17 protein-coding genes are annotated in these 18,714 nt (G+C 56.8%); 10 read left to right on the top strand and 7 right to left on the bottom strand.

Annotated elements, in window-relative coordinates:
* A partial coding sequence (locus AC4GMC_RS11415) for a glycine cleavage T C-terminal barrel domain-containing protein (RefSeq protein ID WP_488089429.1) occupies positions 1–1,479 on the top strand: 1,479 nt, incomplete at its 5' end.
* A 77-nt stretch (positions 1,480–1,556) separates the two neighbouring features.
* On the opposite strand, the gene AC4GMC_RS11410 is transcribed toward AC4GMC_RS11415, so the two are convergent.
* The 5 genes from AC4GMC_RS11410 to AC4GMC_RS11390 all read right to left on the bottom strand — a co-directional run bounded on the left by AC4GMC_RS11410 (position 1,557) and on the right by AC4GMC_RS11390 (position 7,911).
* Entirely contained in the window at positions 1,557–2,660 is a 1,104-nt protein-coding gene (locus tag AC4GMC_RS11410) for an ABC transporter ATP-binding protein (protein WP_487876180.1), read from the bottom strand.
* A gap of 17 nt (positions 2,661–2,677) precedes the next feature.
* Complete coding sequence (locus tag AC4GMC_RS11405) at positions 2,678–4,315, bottom strand: alpha-amylase family glycosyl hydrolase (RefSeq protein ID WP_487876181.1); 1,638 nt, start codon at positions 4,313–4,315, stop codon at positions 2,678–2,680.
* A 12-nt stretch (positions 4,316–4,327) separates the two neighbouring features.
* Positions 4,328–5,497 (bottom strand): carbohydrate ABC transporter permease, encoded by a 1,170-nt coding sequence (locus AC4GMC_RS11400; protein ID WP_487876182.1) that lies wholly within the window; start codon positions 5,495–5,497, stop codon positions 4,328–4,330.
* 1 nt (position 5,498) lies between these two features.
* Complete coding sequence (locus AC4GMC_RS11395; protein WP_487876183.1) at positions 5,499–6,476, bottom strand: carbohydrate ABC transporter permease; 978 nt, start codon at positions 6,474–6,476, stop codon at positions 5,499–5,501.
* Between the two features lie 79 nt (positions 6,477–6,555).
* Entirely contained in the window at positions 6,556–7,911 is a 1,356-nt protein-coding gene (locus AC4GMC_RS11390) for an ABC transporter substrate-binding protein (RefSeq protein ID WP_487876184.1), read from the bottom strand.
* A gap of 103 nt (positions 7,912–8,014) precedes the next feature.
* Here AC4GMC_RS11390 and AC4GMC_RS11385 point away from each other — a divergent pair, with 103 nt between their 5' ends.
* From AC4GMC_RS11385 to AC4GMC_RS11345, 9 genes are all read left to right on the top strand, one after another.
* Positions 8,015–9,277 carry a substrate-binding domain-containing protein gene (locus AC4GMC_RS11385; protein WP_487876185.1) on the top strand — a complete coding sequence of 421 codons (1,263 nt, stop codon included), beginning with the start codon at positions 8,015–8,017 and terminating at the stop codon, positions 9,275–9,277.
* Positions 9,274–10,266: a glucokinase gene (locus tag AC4GMC_RS11380; protein WP_487876186.1), complete on the top strand. Its 993-nt coding sequence runs from the start codon at positions 9,274–9,276 to the stop codon at positions 10,264–10,266. The genes AC4GMC_RS11385 and AC4GMC_RS11380 overlap by 4 nt, the downstream gene beginning before the upstream one ends.
* A gap of 93 nt (positions 10,267–10,359) precedes the next feature.
* The gene (locus AC4GMC_RS11375; protein ID WP_487876187.1) at positions 10,360–10,638 is read left to right on the top strand and encodes an STAS domain-containing protein; all 279 of its coding nucleotides are present in this window, start codon (positions 10,360–10,362) and stop codon (positions 10,636–10,638) included.
* Entirely contained in the window at positions 10,635–10,997 is a 363-nt protein-coding gene (locus AC4GMC_RS11370; protein ID WP_487876188.1) for a response regulator, read from the top strand. Before AC4GMC_RS11375 ends, AC4GMC_RS11370 begins: the two co-directional genes overlap by 4 nt.
* A gap of 3 nt (positions 10,998–11,000) precedes the next feature.
* Positions 11,001–13,190, top strand: a complete 2,190-nt coding sequence (locus AC4GMC_RS11365) for a chemotaxis protein CheA (protein WP_487876189.1) — start codon at positions 11,001–11,003, stop codon at positions 13,188–13,190.
* A gap of 2 nt (positions 13,191–13,192) precedes the next feature.
* Complete coding sequence (locus tag AC4GMC_RS11360; protein WP_487876190.1) at positions 13,193–13,660, top strand: chemotaxis protein CheW; 468 nt, start codon at positions 13,193–13,195, stop codon at positions 13,658–13,660.
* Between the two features lie 5 nt (positions 13,661–13,665).
* Positions 13,666–14,505 (top strand): CheR family methyltransferase, encoded by an 840-nt coding sequence (locus AC4GMC_RS11355; RefSeq protein ID WP_487876197.1) that lies wholly within the window; start codon positions 13,666–13,668, stop codon positions 14,503–14,505.
* A gap of 14 nt (positions 14,506–14,519) precedes the next feature.
* Positions 14,520–14,906 (top strand): response regulator, encoded by a 387-nt coding sequence (locus AC4GMC_RS11350; protein ID WP_487876191.1) that lies wholly within the window; start codon positions 14,520–14,522, stop codon positions 14,904–14,906.
* A 3-nt stretch (positions 14,907–14,909) separates the two neighbouring features.
* Positions 14,910–15,266, top strand: coding sequence for a DUF8776 family protein (locus AC4GMC_RS11345; RefSeq protein WP_487876192.1), 357 nt, complete (start codon positions 14,910–14,912; stop codon positions 15,264–15,266).
* A gap of 20 nt (positions 15,267–15,286) precedes the next feature.
* On the opposite strand, the gene AC4GMC_RS11340 is transcribed toward AC4GMC_RS11345, so the two are convergent.
* Both AC4GMC_RS11340 and AC4GMC_RS11335 read right to left on the bottom strand, forming a co-directional pair.
* Entirely contained in the window at positions 15,287–17,059 is a 1,773-nt protein-coding gene (locus AC4GMC_RS11340; RefSeq protein ID WP_487876193.1) for an ABCB family ABC transporter ATP-binding protein/permease, read from the bottom strand.
* 125 nt (positions 17,060–17,184) lie between these two features.
* Complete coding sequence (locus AC4GMC_RS11335; RefSeq protein WP_487876194.1) at positions 17,185–18,576, bottom strand: LysM peptidoglycan-binding domain-containing protein; 1,392 nt, start codon at positions 18,574–18,576, stop codon at positions 17,185–17,187.
* Positions 18,577–18,714 lie beyond the last annotated feature (138 nt).

Genomic DNA, 18,714 nt, shown 5'->3' with positions numbered 1-18,714 from the left:
GCAGGCGTCAAATCCGTGATCCACGGGCCGTTCACCTTTGCCCCCGACGGCAACCCCTTGGTCGGCCCCGTGCCGGGCCTGCGAAACTATTGGTCGGCTTGCGGCGTGATGGCAGGCTTTAGCCAAGGTGGCGGAGTGGGCCTGACGCTGGCGCAATGGATGGTCGAAGGCCAAGCGGAACGCGACGTCACAGCCATGGATGTGGCCCGTTTTGGCAGTTGGGCCACCCCGGGCTATACCTTGACCAAAGTGATTGAAAACTATCAGACCCGTTTTTCGGTCAGTTACCCCAATGAGGAACTGCCTGCGGCGCGGCCATGGGTGACATCACCCATGCACGACATTTGGGAAGCGCAGGGCGCGGTCTTTGGCCAGCAATATGGGCTAGAGGTCGTCAACTATTTCGCGCTACCGGGCGAGCCCCGGTTTGAAACCCCATCGTTCCGCCGGTCCAACGCGTTTGCCGCCACCGCAGCCGAAGTTGCAGCCGTGCGTGGCGCCGTCGGCATCAATGAGTTGCAGAACTTTGGCAAATACCGCGTGACTGGGCCAGACGCCCGCGCTTGGCTGGATCATGTGATGGCCGGTCGCATCCCCAAACCCGGACGTTTGAGCCTGACGCCGATGCTAAATGCTGCGGGCCGGATTGAGGGTGATTTCACAGTGTCCTGCATCAGCGAGGCTGAATTCATCCTGACCGCCAGCTACGGCGCGCAGGCCGTACACACCCGTTGGTTCGAGCGTCACAGCCAGGAGGGTGTGCGGGTCGAGAACATCAGCAACACGCGCACCGGATTTACCATTGCAGGTCCGCGCGCGCGGGATGTACTGGCTAAGGTCACGCGCGCCAATGTCTCACACCCAGCGTTCAAGTTCCTTGATGTGCGCCAGATCCTAATCGGCATGGCGCAGTGTGTCGTGCAACGCGTTAGCTACACCGGTGATCTAGGATATGAGATTTACTGCGACGCCCATGAAGCCCGGCATCTGTATCAAGTCCTAAGTGCCGCCGGCGAGGAATACGGAATGCGTCCCTTTGGGATGCGCGCGATGATGTCTCTGCGGCTGGATCGGTTCTTTGGCGCATGGCTGAGTGAGTTTTCACCCGATTATACCTGTGCTCAAACGGGATTGGAGCGGTTTATCCAGTGGTCCAAGGGTGACTTCATCGGACGTGCTGCTGCTGAGGCAGAGCGCACGCAGCCGCCCGGGAGCGTTCTGGCCGCGTTTGTCGTTGAAGCAGTTGATGCGGATGTGCAGGGGTATGAACCAATCTGGCTGGACGGAGAGGTTGTCGGGTTCTGCACCTCAGGCGGGTATTCGCACTACGCACAGTGCTCCGTCGCGCAGGGGTTTGTGCCCCGTGCCCGCGCCATCGAGGGCCTAGAGGTCGAAATCGAAATCTTGGGTGAGATGCGCCCCGCGCGATTGGTTACTACGCCATTGGTGGACCCGGATCGATTGAAAATGACGTCCTAACGGACGACACGATGAAATTGCGGACCCTGCGGGGTCCGCGGTGCGCTCCGCGCGGGCGTATTTTGGGAACGAAGGAGTTAGGTCGCGTTGAGCGCCCGGCCGCCTAGAAAGACATGCACCTTGTCCGGTGGAGCGGACAGAGTGAGTTTGGCGCCGCGCAGATCGGTGTGAATGCCCGGCAATTTGGCGATGATTGGGTTGGCGTCCACACCAGCGCTGGGCGCGGTCAGATAGAGTTGCGTCACCTCTCCCAGTGCTTCAACAATCGTGACGGTGGCGCCGCAGACATAATCCGGCGTGGTGACGCGTTGCATATCTTCGGGACGGATGCCGACGTTGACCTGTGCGCCCAAATGATCGGGGTTTGAAGGATAGTCCGATGTGATTGTGCCCCCGCCATCCCTGAGCTTGAGGCGGGTTGTTTTGCCGGTTTCGATAATTTCACCCGGCAACAGGTTCATAGCAGGTGAGCCTATGAACTTAGCCACGAATTCGGAGTTTGGCCGGCTGTATAGCTCTAGCGGCGCACCAACCTGTGCGATGCCCTTGTCCGCAAGAACGACGATGCGCGTGGCCAGTGTCATGGCCTCGACTTGATCGTGAGTGACATAGACCATCGTGCTATTGGGCATCGCTTCTTTGAGTTGCGCGATCTCAATCCGCGTGGCGACGCGCAGGGAGGCATCAAGGTTTGAGAGCGGCTCATCAAAGAGATACACCTTGGGATCACGCACAATGGCGCGCCCGATGGCTACGCGCTGCCGCTGTCCCCCTGACAATGCCTTGGGAAGCCGATCAAGGTATGGGGTGAGTTGCAATTTGTCCGCGGCCGATGTGACGGCTGCATCAATCTCAGTCCGGGATTTGCGGGCGATTTTAAGCGCGAAGGCCATGTTATCGCGCACCGTCATATGCGGATATAGCGCATAGGATTGGAACACCATGGCGATGCCCCGCTCGCTTGGCGGCAGGTCATTCACCATTTGACCGTCAATCTCAAGCGTGCCGCTGGTGATCTGTTCAAGGCCTGCGATCATCCGCAAAAGCGTGGACTTGCCACAGCCAGAGGGGCCGACGAAGACCACCAGTTCGCCTTGCTTGATCTCTAGGTTCACGTCCCGGAGAACTTCGACGCCGGCCCCGTAGGACTTGGCGACATTCGTGAGTTTCAGCTCGGCCATCGGTGTCTATACCCCTTTTACGTATTCGTTTTTTGGAGGATCGCGTAGGACCACGGCGCCAGTTCACCGTTTGCGCCCGGCGCCTCACCCACAATGGAATGCCACGCGCCCGAAGGCATCTCGATTTGCGCTGGGCTGCTGCCAATGTTGAACGCGCAAAACAGCGTCTCATGGGTATCTGCGCGCTGGAACGTCAGGACATTGCCCTGCGCACGCATGCCAGTTTGTGCCCCGTCGTGCAGAGCACGGTGAACACGGCGAAGCGCAATCATCTGCCGGTAATGGTGCAACAATGCGTTTGGATCATCCTCTTGCAACGCCACCGCCTGCGCCACGTGCGCTTCGGCCACCGGCAGCCACGGTGTGCCGTTGGAAAAGCCTGCGTTTTGCTTGTTCTGGTCCCACACCATCGGTGTGCGACAGCCATCACGCCCTTTGAACTCTGGCCAGAATTCAATGCCATAAGGATCTTGCAGCGCCTCAAACGGTACGTCTGCCTCACCGAGGCCCAATTCCTCCCCCTGATAAAGGCAGACCGAACCACGCAAAGACATCAGCAGCGTCGCAAAGAGCCTTTGGGCGGCTGGCGATAGATCCCACCGGGTGGCGTGACGGACTACGTCGTGGTTGGAAAACGCCCAACAGGCCCAGCCGTCGCTTGCCACGACATCAAACCGCGTGAACACTTCGGCCACACGCTCCGCCGTGAGGGGGGCTTTGGCGAGGAACTCAAAGGCGTAGCACATCTGCACGCCCGCCCCGTTCTTGGTGTATTCGCCCAACAACTCTAGCCCGCGCTGGGCATCGCCCACCTCGCCTACGGCTGCGGTACCGGGATATTCCTCCAGCAAGGCGCGAAAGCGTTTGAGGAACAAAAGGTTCTCGGGCTGGTTCTTGGAAAAGAGATGCTCTTGGTGGTTGTAGGGGTTCACGGCTGGCGCAATCGTTGCGTTGCGCGCCTCGGGCGGCAGGGCCGGATTGTCGCGAAGCCCCTTGTCCGCGAAGTAAAAATTGATCGTATCAAGGCGAAAGCCATCTACGCCACGCTCTAGCCAGAACCGGGTCGCATCCAACACCGCATCCTGTACGGCAGGCGTGTGAAAGTTAAGATCGGGCTGAGAGGTTAGGAAGTTATGCAAATAGTATTGCAACCGCCGTGCATCCCACTGCCACGCAGGTCCGCCAAAAATCGACAGCCAGTTGTTGGGCGGTCCACCGTCGGGCTTGGGGTCGGCCCACACGTACCAATCCGCGCGCGAGTTGTCCCGGCATTGGCGGCTTTCGACAAACCAAGGATGCTGGTCCGAGGTGTGCGAAAGGACCAGATCAATCATCACCCGCAGTCCTAGGCTATGGGCGCGGTCCACCAAAGTGTCAAAATCAGCCAGCGTGCCAAACATCGGATCGACATCGCAGTAATCGCTCACATCGTAGCCAAAATCCTTCATGGGAGAGGTAAAGAACGGTGATATCCAGATGGCATCCACCCCAAGCGACGCGATGTAGGGCAGACGTTGGGTGATGCCTGGAAGATCACCGATGCCGTCGCCGTTGCTGTCTTGGAACGAGCGAGGATAGATTTGGTAAATCACCCCGCCGCGCCACCAATCAAGCGCAGGATCGAGGCCAGATGTGGCGGCAGTGTTGGTAGGCATAAGTACGGACCTTTACTTGACCGAACCCGCGAGAAGCCCGCGGACTAGGTAGCGTTGCAGAGTGAAAAACACCAAAAGCGGCACGGCGATGGATGTGAACGCGGCCGCAGCCAGAATGCCCCAATCCCCACCGCGTGAGCCGAGCAAATCGTCGGCAATTTTAACGGTCATTACCCAGCTTTCGGAACTTGCGGGCAAAAATACCTTGGCCACCAGCAGATCGTTCCACACCCAAAGGAACTGAAAAATCGCGAATGACGCGAGTGCAGGAAAGCTGAGCGGTAGGATGATCTTGGTGAACACCTGAAAATCAGTGGCGCCATCCACCCGTGCACTTTCGATGATGTCACGCGGCAGGCCGACCATGTAGTTGCGCAGCAGATAAATCGCGAGCGGCAGGCCAAAGCCCGTATGCGCGAGCCAAATACCAAGAAAGCTTTGGCCGATCCCAATCGTGTTGTGGAATGACAGCATCGGGACCAAAGCCAATTGAAGTGGCACGACCAGCAAACCCACCACGACCGCGATCAACACTCCGCGTCCGCGAAAATCCATCCACGCCAGCGCGTAGGCCGCAAAGGCCGCAATCAGGATCGGGATCACCGTGGCCGGGATCGTGACCGTCAACGTATTGATAAACGCGATATCCATCCCGTCCGAGCGGAGGATTTCGCGGTAGTTATCCAAATCAAACGACGGTGGGATCTCCATCGCGAAATAGAGCGACGGGTCGCGCGTGATCTCCGCAGGAGCAAAGAAGCGGTAGTCTCCGTCTGCGGTGATTGACAACGTTCTGTCGCGGCTGAGGTTCAGAACGTCACCCGGTTGCGCCACGACCGGCGCGCGCGCCGTGGCCCCAAATGCAGTGATCGTGACGGGCCCGGTTTGCCCTGTTTCAGCCGCAATCAAATCCGCGATATTGCCCGTGATCTCATAGCCTCCGATCGCGGCTTCAAACCCGCCATCGATGATGAGTGTTTCCGCCGCAGGCGCGCGGACGCGGAAATTTTGCTCGACCGACAAAGGTGCCGTCCACCACGCACTGGCCGAAATCGCATCGCGGTCTCGGAAGGACGACACCAGCAGTCCAATGGTCGGGATCAACCACAACACCACCAGCGCCAGCACCGTGATGTTGACCACCCATGAAAGGGCGGATTTTTGTCCCGCGATGCCTGTCATCTCACATCTCCTTGCGGGCTTGGCGGATGTTCCAGACCATCACGGGCAGAACAATCAGCATGATCACAAAGGCCACGGCCGTGGCGCGCCCATCGTCGCGGAACATATAAGACATCATGTAGGACGGCAGAATTTGCGTGCCGAAATTCCCACCAGTCATGGTGTAGACGATATCAAAAACCTTAAGCACGAGGATCGTGATCGTCGTCCAGACCACAACGATTGTGGGCATGATCTGCGGCACCTTGATCGAGAAGAAAACTCGTGCCGGCCCTGCCCCATCTAGGATCGCGGCTTCGATGGTTTCCTCTGGCACACCGCGCAAAGCCGCCGACAGGATCACCATGGCAAAGCCGGTTTGAATCCAGATCAGGATCACCATCAAAAAGAGGTTATTCCAGAACGGAATTTGCAGCACGTCGATGCTGGCCTCTGCCCCAAAAACCACCAAGACTGCATTGATCAGGCCGATGTCGGGGTTGTTGGCATAGACAAACTTCCAAATCAGCGCAGCCCCGACAAAGGAAATCGCCATGGGCATAAAGATGATCGATTTGGCTACCGTGCCCCAGCGCAAACGGTCCGTCAGCTGCGCGATCAACAACCCAAAGAATGTCGATGCCGCAGGTACGATCAGCACCCATAGCAAGTTGTTGGTTAGGGCGGTGCGGAACTCTGGATCGCCCAACATGATGCGGTAGTTACCGAACCCGATGAACTCAGCCCCTGTGCGATTATAAAGTGATCGGCTGAACGATCCGAACACCGGGTACACAAGGTACAGCCCAAGCGCCAACAGCGCAGGCAGCAAAAACAGCCAAGGCCGGATCAGGTTGGCGCGGTTGATATTGCGCCCTGCGTTTGGGCCACGTGCAGGAAAGAGGACCTTGTCCAGCACCACATTGGAGGCCCAGAAGTAGGCCACACAGCCGCCAACACCGACGAATATCGTAAGCGCGCCTTGAATGAGCGGTGACATCAATGCCCCTTTGACGGCTAAGCAATGTGGCCCAAGGCGCGCAGAACACGCGCCTTGGTGTATCCGATGTCGAAGACGATCACTTTAGATCATCCCAGCGGGCTTGGATGCCCTCGGCCACGGTTTTGGCGTCCGTGCCGGTGACATAGTCGACCATGCCGGTCCAAAACGCGCCTGCGCCAATCTCACCCGGCATCAGGTCCGATGCATCAAAGCGGAAGGTGGTCGCATTGCGCAAGATCTCACCTTGGGCGCGGCTGCTGTCATCAATATAGGTCATCGGGTTCACGCCAGCGTGCGCCGTCAAAAACCCACCCTGCGCCATCCATGTTTCATGGGCGACAGGCAGTTTCAGGAAATCGAGCATCGCCGTCGCCGCCTCCGACGGGTCCGTCACGGAAAACAACGTCCCCGCGCCCAGCACGGGCTTGCCAAGGTCTTTGTCCGCAAAGGCGGGAAAGTAGAAGAAATCCACGTCTTGGCCCATCGTGGTCCCATCCGGGAAGAACGCCGGAATAAACGACGCCTGACGATGCATGTAGCACTGCGGTGGGATTGCGAACAAACCGGACGGGCTATCGCGGAAATCGGTATTGGCCACCGCACTGACACCGCCGTTCACAAAGGCGTCGTTGCGCGCAAACACACCGAATTTCTCGATCGCTTCGATCACTTTGGGATCATCAAAACCAATCTCATTGCGCACCCAAGCGTCGTAATCCTCTGGCGCGTTGATCCGCAGCATGATGTCTTCGACCCAATCTGTCGCGGGCCAACCGGTGGCTGCCCCTGACCCCAGCCCGATGCACCACGGTGTGCCACCATCTGCTGCAATCTGATCCGTCAGAGCCAAAAGGTCCTCCATAGTTTCGGGCAGATCATAGCCCGCCTCATCGAAGGCATCGGGTGAGTACCAGACCAGAGATTTCAAATCGACACGGTAGAACATGCCGTAGAACCCCTGCGCCCCATCCGCGCCGGGATACGTCGCCAAATCGACCCATGACTGACCCGCTGCATAGTTCTGCGCGACCCAATCCGCTGTCTCTTGCGGTAACGGCGCAATCAGCCCTTGGCTGGCCAAATCCGCAGCAAGTCCCGGCTGGGGAAATACCGCCAAATTCGGCGCAGAGCCCGAGCGCGCCGAAATCACGATATCCTGTTCAAAGCTGTCAGAACCTGAATATTGCACTTGCGCGCCCGTGGCGGCCTCAAAATAGGCAAGGACCACTTCGAATTTATCTTTCTCGGCCCCAGTCCACGGCCCCGAAATCGTGAGCACTTGGCCCGTCAGGTCGGTGGCCTCGGCGAAGGCGGTGTAGCTATCCCATGAAAACGCGCCCTCTCCCGGCGCAAAGGGCAAGTGTCCGTCGGCGTTTGCGATAGCAGGCCATAGTGCGCAGGACGCAACGCAGCACAACAGTGCTTTCTTCATTTTTAATCCTCCCAAGTTGCCCCTTTGCCTCTAAACAAGGCAGGTGCAACGAAACGTCTGTTTTTAATGTCTTGGCTTGTAGGGTTGCGTATTTGAAAGCGCTTTGGCAAGCATTATTCGAAACAAAGTGATCTTTGATCATAGGCCAGCCCATCCAAGCCGTAGCGATGGTCACACACGTTGTTCACCGGATCAGATCGCGCTGGATACAGCTTTTGCAGTGGCTCCGACCTTGGCGTTCTTTGACAAGACCAATGGGACAGCCTACCGTCGGTGCGCAGTTTACAGTCCGAAAGCCGTAGTCGTGAACCTCAAACAATTGTCGCAAAAACTTGGACTGTCGCAAACGACCGTGTCTCGTGCTTTGGGCGGTTATCCAGAGGTAAAGGCAGCCACTCGCGACCGTGTACATCAAGCAGCCTTGGCGTATAATTACAAACCATCGCGCCGGGCGACGTCATTGGCCACGGGGCGGTCAATGGCCATCGGGCACGTCATCCCCCTGTCCGGCAACCACGAAATGGTAAACCCGGTTTTCGCGGATTTTGTGGCGGGTGCCAGCGAAGTTTATGCGGCAGCCGGCTACGATATGCTTGTGTCTGTCGTCAGCGACACAGATGAGTTGCAGACCTATCGGGACTTAGCGGGCAAAGGCACGGTAGACGGCGTCATCGTCCACGCCCCCGTCCCCCAAGACACCCGGATCAAGGTGCTTCACGATCTTGGCTTGCCGTTCGTCGTGCATGGCCGGGCAGAGCCGCAGGCGATTGAGTATTCTTATATCGACATCAACAATTACGCCGCATTTACGACGGCGACCCACATGCTGTTGGATCTTGGGCATGAACGGATTGGCTTGCTGAACGGGACCAAAGGTGTCGATTACGCCGACCAGCGTGAGCGCGCCTATTGCGAAACACTTGCCGCACGTGGTGTTGCCGCGGCCCCTGATTTGATCACCAACAATGAAATGACCGAACATGCGGGCTATGATGGCGCAATGCGGCTTTTGTCTGGCGCAAACCCGCCGACTGCGTTTTTGGTCTCATCAGTGGTGATGGCGCTTGGCGTGCATCGTGCGCTTGCGGAACTTGGGCTTAGGCTGGGGGCTGACGTTTCCGTTGTATGTCATGATGATGATCTGTCCTACATCGGTAACGGGGGGCAGACACCGTTGTTCACCGGCACGCGGTCTTCGGTCCGGGCGGCCGGACGGCGCTGTGCCGAACTGCTACTGGATCGTATCGCATCGCCCACAGCCCCCCACGTTCAAGAGGTCTGGGACGTCACACTACACATGGGACAATCAACCGGGCCCGCCCCACGCCACACGGTGGCGCAAATGACGTCAACCCACGGCGTATGACCGCGCCACGCCTCTTGGTCGCCGATATTGGCGGCACAAACACGCGTGCCGCGCTGAGCGATGGAGTGCAACTGCGCGCCTCTACCATCACGAGGTTTCGCAACGTTGAATTTGGCTCACTCGCCGAGGTGCTGGCCGCCTTTGTGGCGCAGCACGGCACGCCCCCACTAGACGGCGCCTGTATCGCGCTTGCCGGTCCCGTCACGCAACAAGGCGCAGAGGCTGTTGGCCAGATGACCAACCTGCAATGGCAGCTCGATACAGCGCAAATGCGTGCCGTGACGGGGGCGCCTCAAGCCGCCATCATCAATGATCTTCAAGCCCAAGCGTATGCCCTGCCGCACTTGGATAAATCCCATATAGAACAGCTCTTTGGCCCTGCTGGCACCCCTGGTGCACCGCAGCTGGTTTTGGGTGTCGGGACCGGTTTCAACGCCGCGGTTGCGCATTCCGCCGGGGGTGATTTACGCGTTGTGCCAGCCTCTGAGGCGGGTCACATCGGCCTGCCTGTGGGCACGGCAGAGGAGTGGGAGCTTGCTCAATTCGTAGGGGCCAAGAATGGGTTTGCCGCGCTCGAAGACGTGTTGTCTGGGCGCGGGTTGGAACGGGTGTATGACTTTGTTCGCCAAACGATACCAGACGCCCCTGCCCGCACCGCGGCTGAGATCGTGGCCACAGCCGACACCGATCCCGCGACAGAGCGCGCCTTGCAGCTTTTTGCACGTATCTTGGGCCGTGCCTCCGGCGATCTGAGCTTGATCCATCTTCCCCTAGGTGGCGTCTATCTTGTGGGCGGCGTTGCCCGCGCAATTGCCCCCTATATGGCGCGCTATGGTGCCCAGGCTTTTGCGGACAAAGGACGGTTCACTGAGTTCATGGCCCAATTCGGCCTGAGTGTTTTGCACGATGATTATGCTGCATTAATTGGCTGCGCCGGACGATTGGCTGTTTTGCCCCGAAAAACTGAAGCGCAGGTAACCGTTTCTTAGCACACTTCAGTCTATCTCGGTGCCAGATCGAGATTGAAAGGGACGCGCTTTGAACCTGCCTATGACCCAATTCCTGTGCAATGCGGTGTGATCATGGCCACCGTCATTTCTCTTCCCGCCCGTTTTGATCTGTCCGCAAGCATAGACCTGCGTGACCGCCTTTTATCTGGCTCAAGCGATGTCACGATTGATGCGTCCAGCGTCAATATCCTGACCACGCCGGGGCTACAGGTGCTCTTGGCGGCCAAGCCCCATTTAGCAGCAGACAGTCGGGCCCTGACGATTGACGCACCCTCCGCCGAGTTCCTCAATTGCCTGATCAGCTTTGGCACGGACCTTTCTGCAATCCAAACCGAAGGGGCGGCGACATGAACGTTCTTGCCGTAGATGACAGCCGCACAATCAGAAATATGGTCTCGCTTGCGTTGACCCAAGCAGGCATCACCTCTCAGGTGGCCGAGGATGGCCTGCATGGGCTTGAGGTTTTATCCCAAATGGCCCCCGACGCGATCATCACCGACATCAATATGCCACGGATGGACGGTTTCGAATTCATCCAAGAGGTCCGCAAACAAGACGCCTATCAAGGGATTCCCATCCTCGTGCTCACAACCGAAAGCGCGCAAGAGATGAAGCTGCGCGCCCGCCAGGCCGGTGCCACAGGTTGGATCGTAAAGCCGTTTGACCCAGCCAAGTTGGTTGGCGCCCTACGCATGGTCACGGGGGGCTAATCCATGGACCCAATGGCAGAAATCAAAGCGTCATTCTTTGTTGAGTGTAGCGAACTTCTCGAAAGCCTTGAGGAAGGGCTATTGCAGGTTCAGGGCGGTGATACCGATCCCGAAACCGTGAATGCAGTGTTCCGTGCAGTCCATTCGATCAAAGGCGGTGCAGGTGCCTTCGGGCTGGATGATCTGGTCCACTTTGCCCACCGCTTTGAAACGGTTCTGGATGAGGTGCGCTCAGACCGCCTTGCGATTGACGCCGATGCGGTCCTGCTGTTCCTGAAATCTGCCGACTCTCTATCCGACCTTGTCGCTGCGGCCCGGGATGAAACGCCCGTGGATGAGGCTAAAAACACTGTCGTCATTGCTGAATTAGAGACCCTAATGCCCGCAGGGGGCGATACCGAAACGACCGACGCCGCTTCGGATCAAGATTTAGACTTTGCCCCGATGACCCTGTCGCTCGATTTGCCTACGACCGACAGTCAAATGGACTTAGACATTGACCAGAGCACGGATGAGATAACCGATAAAACGCCGATTTGGGCCATCCGGTTCACCACCGAAAAGGGCCTAAATCAAAGCGGTAACGAAGCGCTTTTTCTAATGCGAGCCCTCACCGAAATGGGCACGGTCACCGCGTCCTGCGACACGTCAGACCTGCCCTCGCTCAAGGCCCTCGACCCAAGCCAAACTATCCTTCACTGGGATCTCACCCTCGAAGCTGACACAACGCAAGCCGCCATCGAAGAGGTTTTTGAGTTCGCCCAAGGGCTCTGTACTCTGGTCATCACCAAGAAGGAGTCAGGACCCGCTGCAGGCGAAGTGATCGACGCATCGACACTCCCTGTGCTGCCTGACCTACCCGACTTGCCCGACTTGCCTGATTTACCAGCTCCCGCAGCAGATACGGGCCTGCCGGAGCAACCTACAGCAGAGAGTATCTCGCCCGCAGCCCCCAAACTGCCAGCGTCAACACCAACCAAATCCGCCCCCGTCGCCGCTACAGTACGAGTGGATTTAGAGCGTATCGACCGGTTAGTTAACCTTGTGGGCGAGTTGGTCATCAACCAAGCCATGCTTTCGCAGAGCCTATCTGCGCAAAACCTGACATCGAATCCGACAATCTCAACCGGTCTGGATGAGTTCCAACAGCTGACACGCGATATCCAGGACTCGGTCATGGCCATCCGCGCCCAGCCCGTAAAACCTTTGTTCCAAAGAATGTCACGGATCGTGCGCGAAGCGGCTCATGACACGCACAAAAAAGTCCGATTGGTTCTAGAAGGCGAAGCGACAGAGATCGACAAAACGGTTATCGAACGCCTTGCGGACCCGCTCACCCATATGATCCGCAACGCGGTCGATCACGGCTTGGAAATGCCCGAAAAGCGAGAGCAATCTGGCAAAGACCCCGAAGGGACAATTCACCTGCGCGCCACACATCGCTCAGGTCGTGTCGTCATCGAAATCCAAGACAATGGTGCGGGCATCAACCGCGAGCGCGTGCTGTCTATCGCGCAAAGCAAAGGGCTTGTCCCAACAGATGCCGTTCTAAACGACGCGGAGATCGACAACCTTTTGTTTATGCCTGGCTTTTCTACAGCCACAGAGATTTCCAACCTCTCCGGTCGTGGCGTTGGTATGGACGTAGTCAAACGCGCAATTCAATCTCTCGGCGGTCGGATATCTATCCAGTCAACCCCAGGACAAGGCTCGACATTCTCGATTAGCTTGCCGCTCACTCTTGCGGTCCTAGACGGGATGGTGATTGAAGTATCTGAGCAAACAATGGTCGTGCCTCTATCTTCTATTGTAGAAACGCTGACCCTTGCGGACGCGGAAGTTCAAACCTTAGACCAAGGCACACAAGTCGTTCACATCCGCGGCAAGTTTGTTCCACTTTTGGATTTAGCGGTCGAGTTTGGATACCGCGCGCCAAACGTCATTCCTGACGATGCTGTGGTGCTTTTTATCAGTGCCGAAGACGGCGAACCCTATGCGTTGGTTGTAGATACAATCCACGAACAACGGCAGGTCGTGATCAAAGGCCTTGCGGACAGCTACGGCTATGTCCCCGGTGTTGCGGCAGCGACCATCCTTGGCGACGGGAAAATCGCTCTCATCCTTGATCCCGTAGATCTTATTGCGCGCGCCGGTTCACCGGACACACCCGCCGCCCTCTCAATGGCAGGATAGAAATGACCCAAGCCCCAACAGATAACTCAAACAGCGACCTTGAACTTCTGGCCTTTCGCATAGCTGATCAAGAATACTCCGTTGATATCATGAAAGTCCGTGAAATTCGCGGCTGGTCGCCCGCGACCTCCCTGCCTCATGCTCCTGAGTATGTGCGCGGCGTCATCAACCTTAGGGGCGCCGTTTTGCCCATCGTCGACCTCAGTGCACGCCTCGGGATGGATCCCATTGAGGCAACCTCACGCAATGTCATCATAGTGATGCAGCTCGAAACTCAAACCTTGGGTGTTTTAGTTGATGCGGTATCTGACATTCTGACCCTGCAAAAATCCGACATCCAGCCGCCGCCGGAACTTGCAAACGGTAAAGCCAGCTCCTTCATCAGCGGCCTCACGATTGTTGAAGACCGTATGATCCGGGTTATCGATCTTGCGGGTGTTTTGCCTGAAACGGGGCAAGCGGCCGCTTGAACCAAATGCGCACCCAACGTTCCGAACTAAGTGAAGCGGATTTTCAAGCTGTCTCGAAACTTGCCTATGATGAGGCAGGACTAGTTTTGCCGGCGTCAAAAAAGGCTTTCGTGTATTCGCGCCTCCAAAAGCGACTACGTCAACTCAAGCTCGGAACTTTCGAGGATTATTGCGCCTTGCTCCGGCAAAATGACGGCGATGGTGAAGCTGAACGTATCAACCTGATTTCGGCTCTCACCACAAATGTGACCCAATTTTTTCGTGAGGCTCATCATTTTGATTTATTTGGCAAAGAGGTTCTTCCAGGGATGTTGGAGGCTGCACGAAAAGGCGATCCGATACGCATTTGGTCCGCAGGCTGTTCTGCGGGACAAGAGCCATTCACCATCGCGGTTTATTGTCTGAAACACGCGCCCCAACTCGCAACCAGCGATTTCAAAGTCCTCGCATCAGACATTGACCCAAATGTACTGCATCATGGGCTTGCAGGCGTGTATCCCAAAGACAGCCTTCCAGAGGCACGCATAGAATATTTTAGTGATCTGATCGAAGCAGCCGAAGATCCTAAAGATTTCCGCTTCAATGCCGATGTCAAAAACCTCATTGCTTTTAGAAAACTCAACCTCCTTAGAGATTGGCCTTTCTCAGGCCGATTTGATGCAATTTTTTGCAGAAACGTGGCGATTTACTTCGATCTGCCTACCCAGCAGGGACTTTTTGAGAAGTTTGGCAAACAGCTAAAACCAAGAGGCTGGCTTTTCGTCGGCCACAGTGAGCGCGTCAACCTCGACACCAACAAGACGTTCCGTTCCGCTGGTCTGACCAGCTACCAGCGCATCGAATAATAGAGAGGCACATAATGGCACTCCGAGATCAACTCAAAGTTCTTGTCGTTGACGACATGGCAACCAGCCGCGGCTTAATTCTAAACGCGCTCGACTCGTTCGGCATCACAAACGTAGAATATGCCGACAATGGCCTCACAGCGATGCATCAACTCAAGGCAAGCCCGGCACATCTTGTGATTTCGGATTACAACATGCCCGAAATGGATGGCTTGCGGTTGCTGCAACACATTCGTCATGACCCAACGACACGCGGCACAGGTTTTATTCTCATTACCGGCAAAGCCGATGCGCAAATCGTCGGTACCGGCAAACAGTTGGGCATGAACAACTTTCTAAAAAAACCCTTCACCCCTGTTGAGATGCGCGATTGCATCGAAGCCGTCGTCGGCAAGCTGTAAACGATGGACCCTTTGGCAACTGATCCGACGGAGCTTCAAGCCATCATCGCGCAGGAATTGTCTCGGCTTTCCGAAACAGCAAAGGATGTAGAAACCCATCTTGAAGACGCCTTGGACGGCGATACTCTTCAGGAAACCACGATCACGGGCATTCAACAGATTGATGAACTCGCGCAGGTACTCGAACAGCTTTCCCAACTGATGACCCATGCCTCACAGGTGAAACCTATCCCGCAAAACGAGGCTACAATTTTGATTGATGTGGTCAATTTAACCAGCTTGCAACACAGGCTTCAGGGGCGGGCTGAACCGACGTCAGCACAAAATCACGCGTCGCCTGAGGATATTGAGTTCTTTTGAGCCACTGTCAAAAGCAGCCCCTAAGCAGCCGTTTCCGCCTCGGATTGCTGCTTTGACCACATTTGCGCAAAACGCCCATCCCGTGCGATGAGTTCTTTGTAGGTGCCACTTTCAGCAATGATGCCACCTTCCAAAACAACAATCATGTCAGCATCCACAACGGTCGAAAGGCGATGCGCAATCATTATCACGCTGCGGCCAGTGCTCATCTCGCGCAGCTCAGACTGGATCTCGCGCTCCGTTTCAGTATCCAGAGCCGAAGTCGCCTCATCCAAAACCAAAATCGGCGGGTCCTTGAGCAATGTGCGTGCAATGCCCACGCGCTGTTTCTCACCACCGGACAACTTTAAGCCACGCTCTCCCACTTGGGTATCATACCCATCCGGAAGGCTTTCAATAAAGCCGTCTATCTTGGCGGCACGGGCGGCTTCTACAACTTCCGCTCTTGTCGCATCGGGGCGGCCATATGCAATATTGTAATACAGGGTGTCATTAAACAGCACCGTATCCTGCGGAACGATCCCGATGCGCGCGTGAACGCTGGCTTGCGTCACGTCACGAACGTCCTGCTGGTCGATCTGCACCGACCCGCCTGTCACGTCATAGAACCGAAACAGCAGACGACCCATCGTAGATTTACCCGACCCAGAGGGGCCAACAATCGCGACTGTTTGGCCGGGGCGCACGTGCAACGAAACTCCTTTGAGGATCGGACGCGCCGCATCATAGCCAAAGTGGATATCATCAAATCGGACATCACCCGCCGACACGTTGAGATCAGGTGCCCCAACTGCATCCTGCACCTCGGCCGGTTGTTCCAAAAGGCCAAACATCTCCCCCATATCCACCAATGCCTGCCGGATTTCGCGGTAAACGGTGCCCAAAAAATTCAACGGCATCGTAATTTGGATCATGTAGGCGTTGACCATCACAAAATCGCCGACCGTCAGTGTCCCGTTTTGCACCCCAACAGCCGCAAGAACCATTACGCCCACCAGCCCGGAGGTAATGATAAGCGACTGGCCAAAGTTCAAAAACGCGAGCGAGTAGGATGTCTTTAGGGCAGCCGCCTCATACCGTTCCATTGCGCTGTCGTAGCGCGCGGCTTCTCGGGCCTCGGCCCCGAAATACTTGACCGTTTCAAAGTTTAGCAGACTGTCGATCGCCTTTTGGTTCGCATCCGTGTCTTGCTCATTCATGACTTTGCGGATTTTGACCCGCCATTCGGTCACGGCAAATGTAAACCAAACGTAAATGGCAATCGTTCCCACCACGATCACAAGGTACCAAGCGTCGAACAATACGAACAAAACGCCCGCGATCATCAACAACTCCAGCATCAGCGGACCGATGGAGAACAGCAAAAACCGCAGTAAGAAATCTACGCCTTTGACACCACGTTCAATGATCCGGCTCAGCCCCCCGGTTTTGCGCGTGATATGGTAGCGAAGCGAAAGCCGGTGGATATGCGTGAACGTTTGCAGGGCCAATTGGCGCAAGGCGCCCTGCCCGACTGCAGCAAAGATAACATCGCGCAACTGCTGAAATCCGACGGTCATGGCGCGCGCCATTCCGTAGGCAATGGTCAGTCCGACGGCCCCAAGGGCCATCATCCACGCGGCATCAACCGCCTCACCCGCGAGCGCGTCAACCGCGACCTTGTACAAGAACGGCGTACCAACCGCGATGACTTTGGCAAAAACCAACATCGAAAGGGCCAATACCACGCGCCGCTTCACCCACGGCTTATCCTCGGGCCATAGGTACGGGGCGACCCGGCGAATGACGGACAAACCGGACGCCGAAAATTCAGATGCTGGTTGGGGGTCTTGAGGGGCGCGCACGCAAAAACCTTTTGATGAGGTTACATTAGTTTAAACGGCCAAGCCCGGCATCACCAGAGCGAAACCACAATAGCTCAGTTGTCCCGAGGGGCCGCAGGCACTTCGAACACTTGGCCGGGATAAATCAAGTCGGGGTCGCGGATCAGCGCGCGGTTCGCTTCAAACACTTGCACATACCGCAGCCCATCGCCGTATTGCGACTTTGCGATCCCCCACAAGGTAAATCCGGGCTGCACCGTCACGAACACCTCGCCGGGCTGTGCAACACTTGCAGCCACCTGCACGGGCGCGCGCTCAAACGGTGTCTCTAGTCGTGAAACCACTGTTCCGTCCGCATCCAACGCATCGATCCGCAGGGTGTAAACGCCTTCCTCAACATCGGATAATTCCGTGCGCCATGTGCCCTCATCGCCGATATCAACCGTGCGAACAGGCTCATCATCAAGGTAGACTTGCACCACGCGCTCATTCTTGCCGCGCCCGCTTAGCACCACGTTTCCAAGCTCATCGTAGGTGATCGTGTCGATGCCAATGTCGCCAACCAAATCCGGCGCGCCCTGTACGATTTCGACGGTGTCGCCTTGGCTGCGCAGGATCGTTGGCGCGACTTGGGCAGTTGCTGAGGCTGTCTCCACCGGAGCTTTAATCGAAGTTTCCTCCGCCGTTTGCACGAGTTCAGTGGCAGCCGGCTCATCTTTTTCAGGCGCTGCATCCAGCGTGGCTACCTGCTTTGGTGGCGCCTCACTCTGTGTTGCAGTCGCCATTTCTACCGGGGGTTCTGCGGCCTTCACAGCCGCAACCAATATTGTATCATCTGCGACCACAACGGACCCATCATCTAGTTGAATACGCACGCGCAGGCTGCGCGCCGTTTCACTGGGTGCAAGGTCGAACAACGCAGCAAAGTCGCCCTGTGAATTGGCACGCACCTCGGCCAGAACCTCAGCGCCTAAAACGATCTGAACCACCGATCCGGGCACTGCGTTTCCGGCCAAAAGCGCATTGCCAATCGGGTCAATCCTGATCGTCGATACAACGGGCGGGCTTGGCTTGGCAGGTTCTTCCTGCAGCTCAGATGGCGCGCTTTCACTTGCAGTTTCAATGGGGTCTGCCTCGACCTCTTTCGATGGATCCTCCTCAGAGACCGCCACTGGTTCTACCGTAGAATCCTCATCATCTGTTGGGACAACCGCGGCGGGCTCGGGCGTTGCATCCGCTACATCTTCTGCCTCGGTTATCACCATCGGAGCGTCGTCTTGCTCGGGCGTCACCTCAACCTCGGCAACAGCAGCCGCTTCAGGTGCGACTTGTGGTTGTTCAGCCGCCGCAATCGCGGGGACCTTCTCAATGGTTTCGGACAGCTCCAGCTCAGCTTCGGGCCGCAACCAAAGGACAACCAAGCCAAGCCCTGCGGCCAAAACCACGACGCCCAAAACTTTTTGTGCGTTTGCGTTCAACAGTGCCATGATGCCTACCTTCTGAGCGCCCTCTGCGAGAGCATTATTGCAAGGCCCCTCAACGCGGCGCCGGTTGCGCCACCCTAGCAAGCCGTGTAGCCAAGGAAAAGTCATCCCTTTCTTCTACTTATCATCAAAGGTTGGTGT

The sequence above is a fragment of the Thalassobacter sp. genome (assembly GCF_982993085.1).
The sequence above is the reverse complement of the archived record's forward strand: the minus strand, read 5'-3'. Positions and strand labels throughout refer to the sequence as shown.

Bases quoted from the DNA above. Each gene is read 5' to 3' on its own strand.
- AC4GMC_RS11410 (WP_487876180.1), bottom strand. From the start codon at position 2,660: ATGGCCGAGCTGAAACTCACGAATGTCGCCAAGTCCTACGGGGCCGGC.
- AC4GMC_RS11405 (WP_487876181.1), bottom strand. From the start codon at position 4,315: ATGCCTACCAACACTGCCGCCACATCTGGCCTCGATCCTGCGCTTGAT.
- AC4GMC_RS11400 (WP_487876182.1), bottom strand. From the start codon at position 5,497: ATGACAGGCATCGCGGGACAAAAATCCGCCCTTTCATGGGTGGTCAAC.
- AC4GMC_RS11395 (WP_487876183.1), bottom strand. From the start codon at position 6,476: ATGTCACCGCTCATTCAAGGCGCGCTTACGATATTCGTCGGTGTTGGC.
- AC4GMC_RS11390 (WP_487876184.1), bottom strand. From the start codon at position 7,911: ATGAAGAAAGCACTGTTGTGCTGCGTTGCGTCCTGCGCACTATGGCCT.
- AC4GMC_RS11380 (WP_487876186.1), top strand. From the start codon at position 9,274: ATGACCGCGCCACGCCTCTTGGTCGCCGATATTGGCGGCACAAACACG.
- AC4GMC_RS11375 (WP_487876187.1), top strand. From the start codon at position 10,360: ATGGCCACCGTCATTTCTCTTCCCGCCCGTTTTGATCTGTCCGCAAGC.
- AC4GMC_RS11370 (WP_487876188.1), top strand. From the start codon at position 10,635: ATGAACGTTCTTGCCGTAGATGACAGCCGCACAATCAGAAATATGGTC.
- AC4GMC_RS11365 (WP_487876189.1), top strand. From the start codon at position 11,001: ATGGACCCAATGGCAGAAATCAAAGCGTCATTCTTTGTTGAGTGTAGC.
- AC4GMC_RS11360 (WP_487876190.1), top strand. From the start codon at position 13,193: ATGACCCAAGCCCCAACAGATAACTCAAACAGCGACCTTGAACTTCTG.
- AC4GMC_RS11355 (WP_487876197.1), top strand. From the start codon at position 13,666: ATGCGCACCCAACGTTCCGAACTAAGTGAAGCGGATTTTCAAGCTGTC.
- AC4GMC_RS11350 (WP_487876191.1), top strand. From the start codon at position 14,520: ATGGCACTCCGAGATCAACTCAAAGTTCTTGTCGTTGACGACATGGCA.
- AC4GMC_RS11345 (WP_487876192.1), top strand. From the start codon at position 14,910: ATGGACCCTTTGGCAACTGATCCGACGGAGCTTCAAGCCATCATCGCG.
- AC4GMC_RS11335 (WP_487876194.1), bottom strand. From the start codon at position 18,576: ATGGCACTGTTGAACGCAAACGCACAAAAAGTTTTGGGCGTCGTGGTT.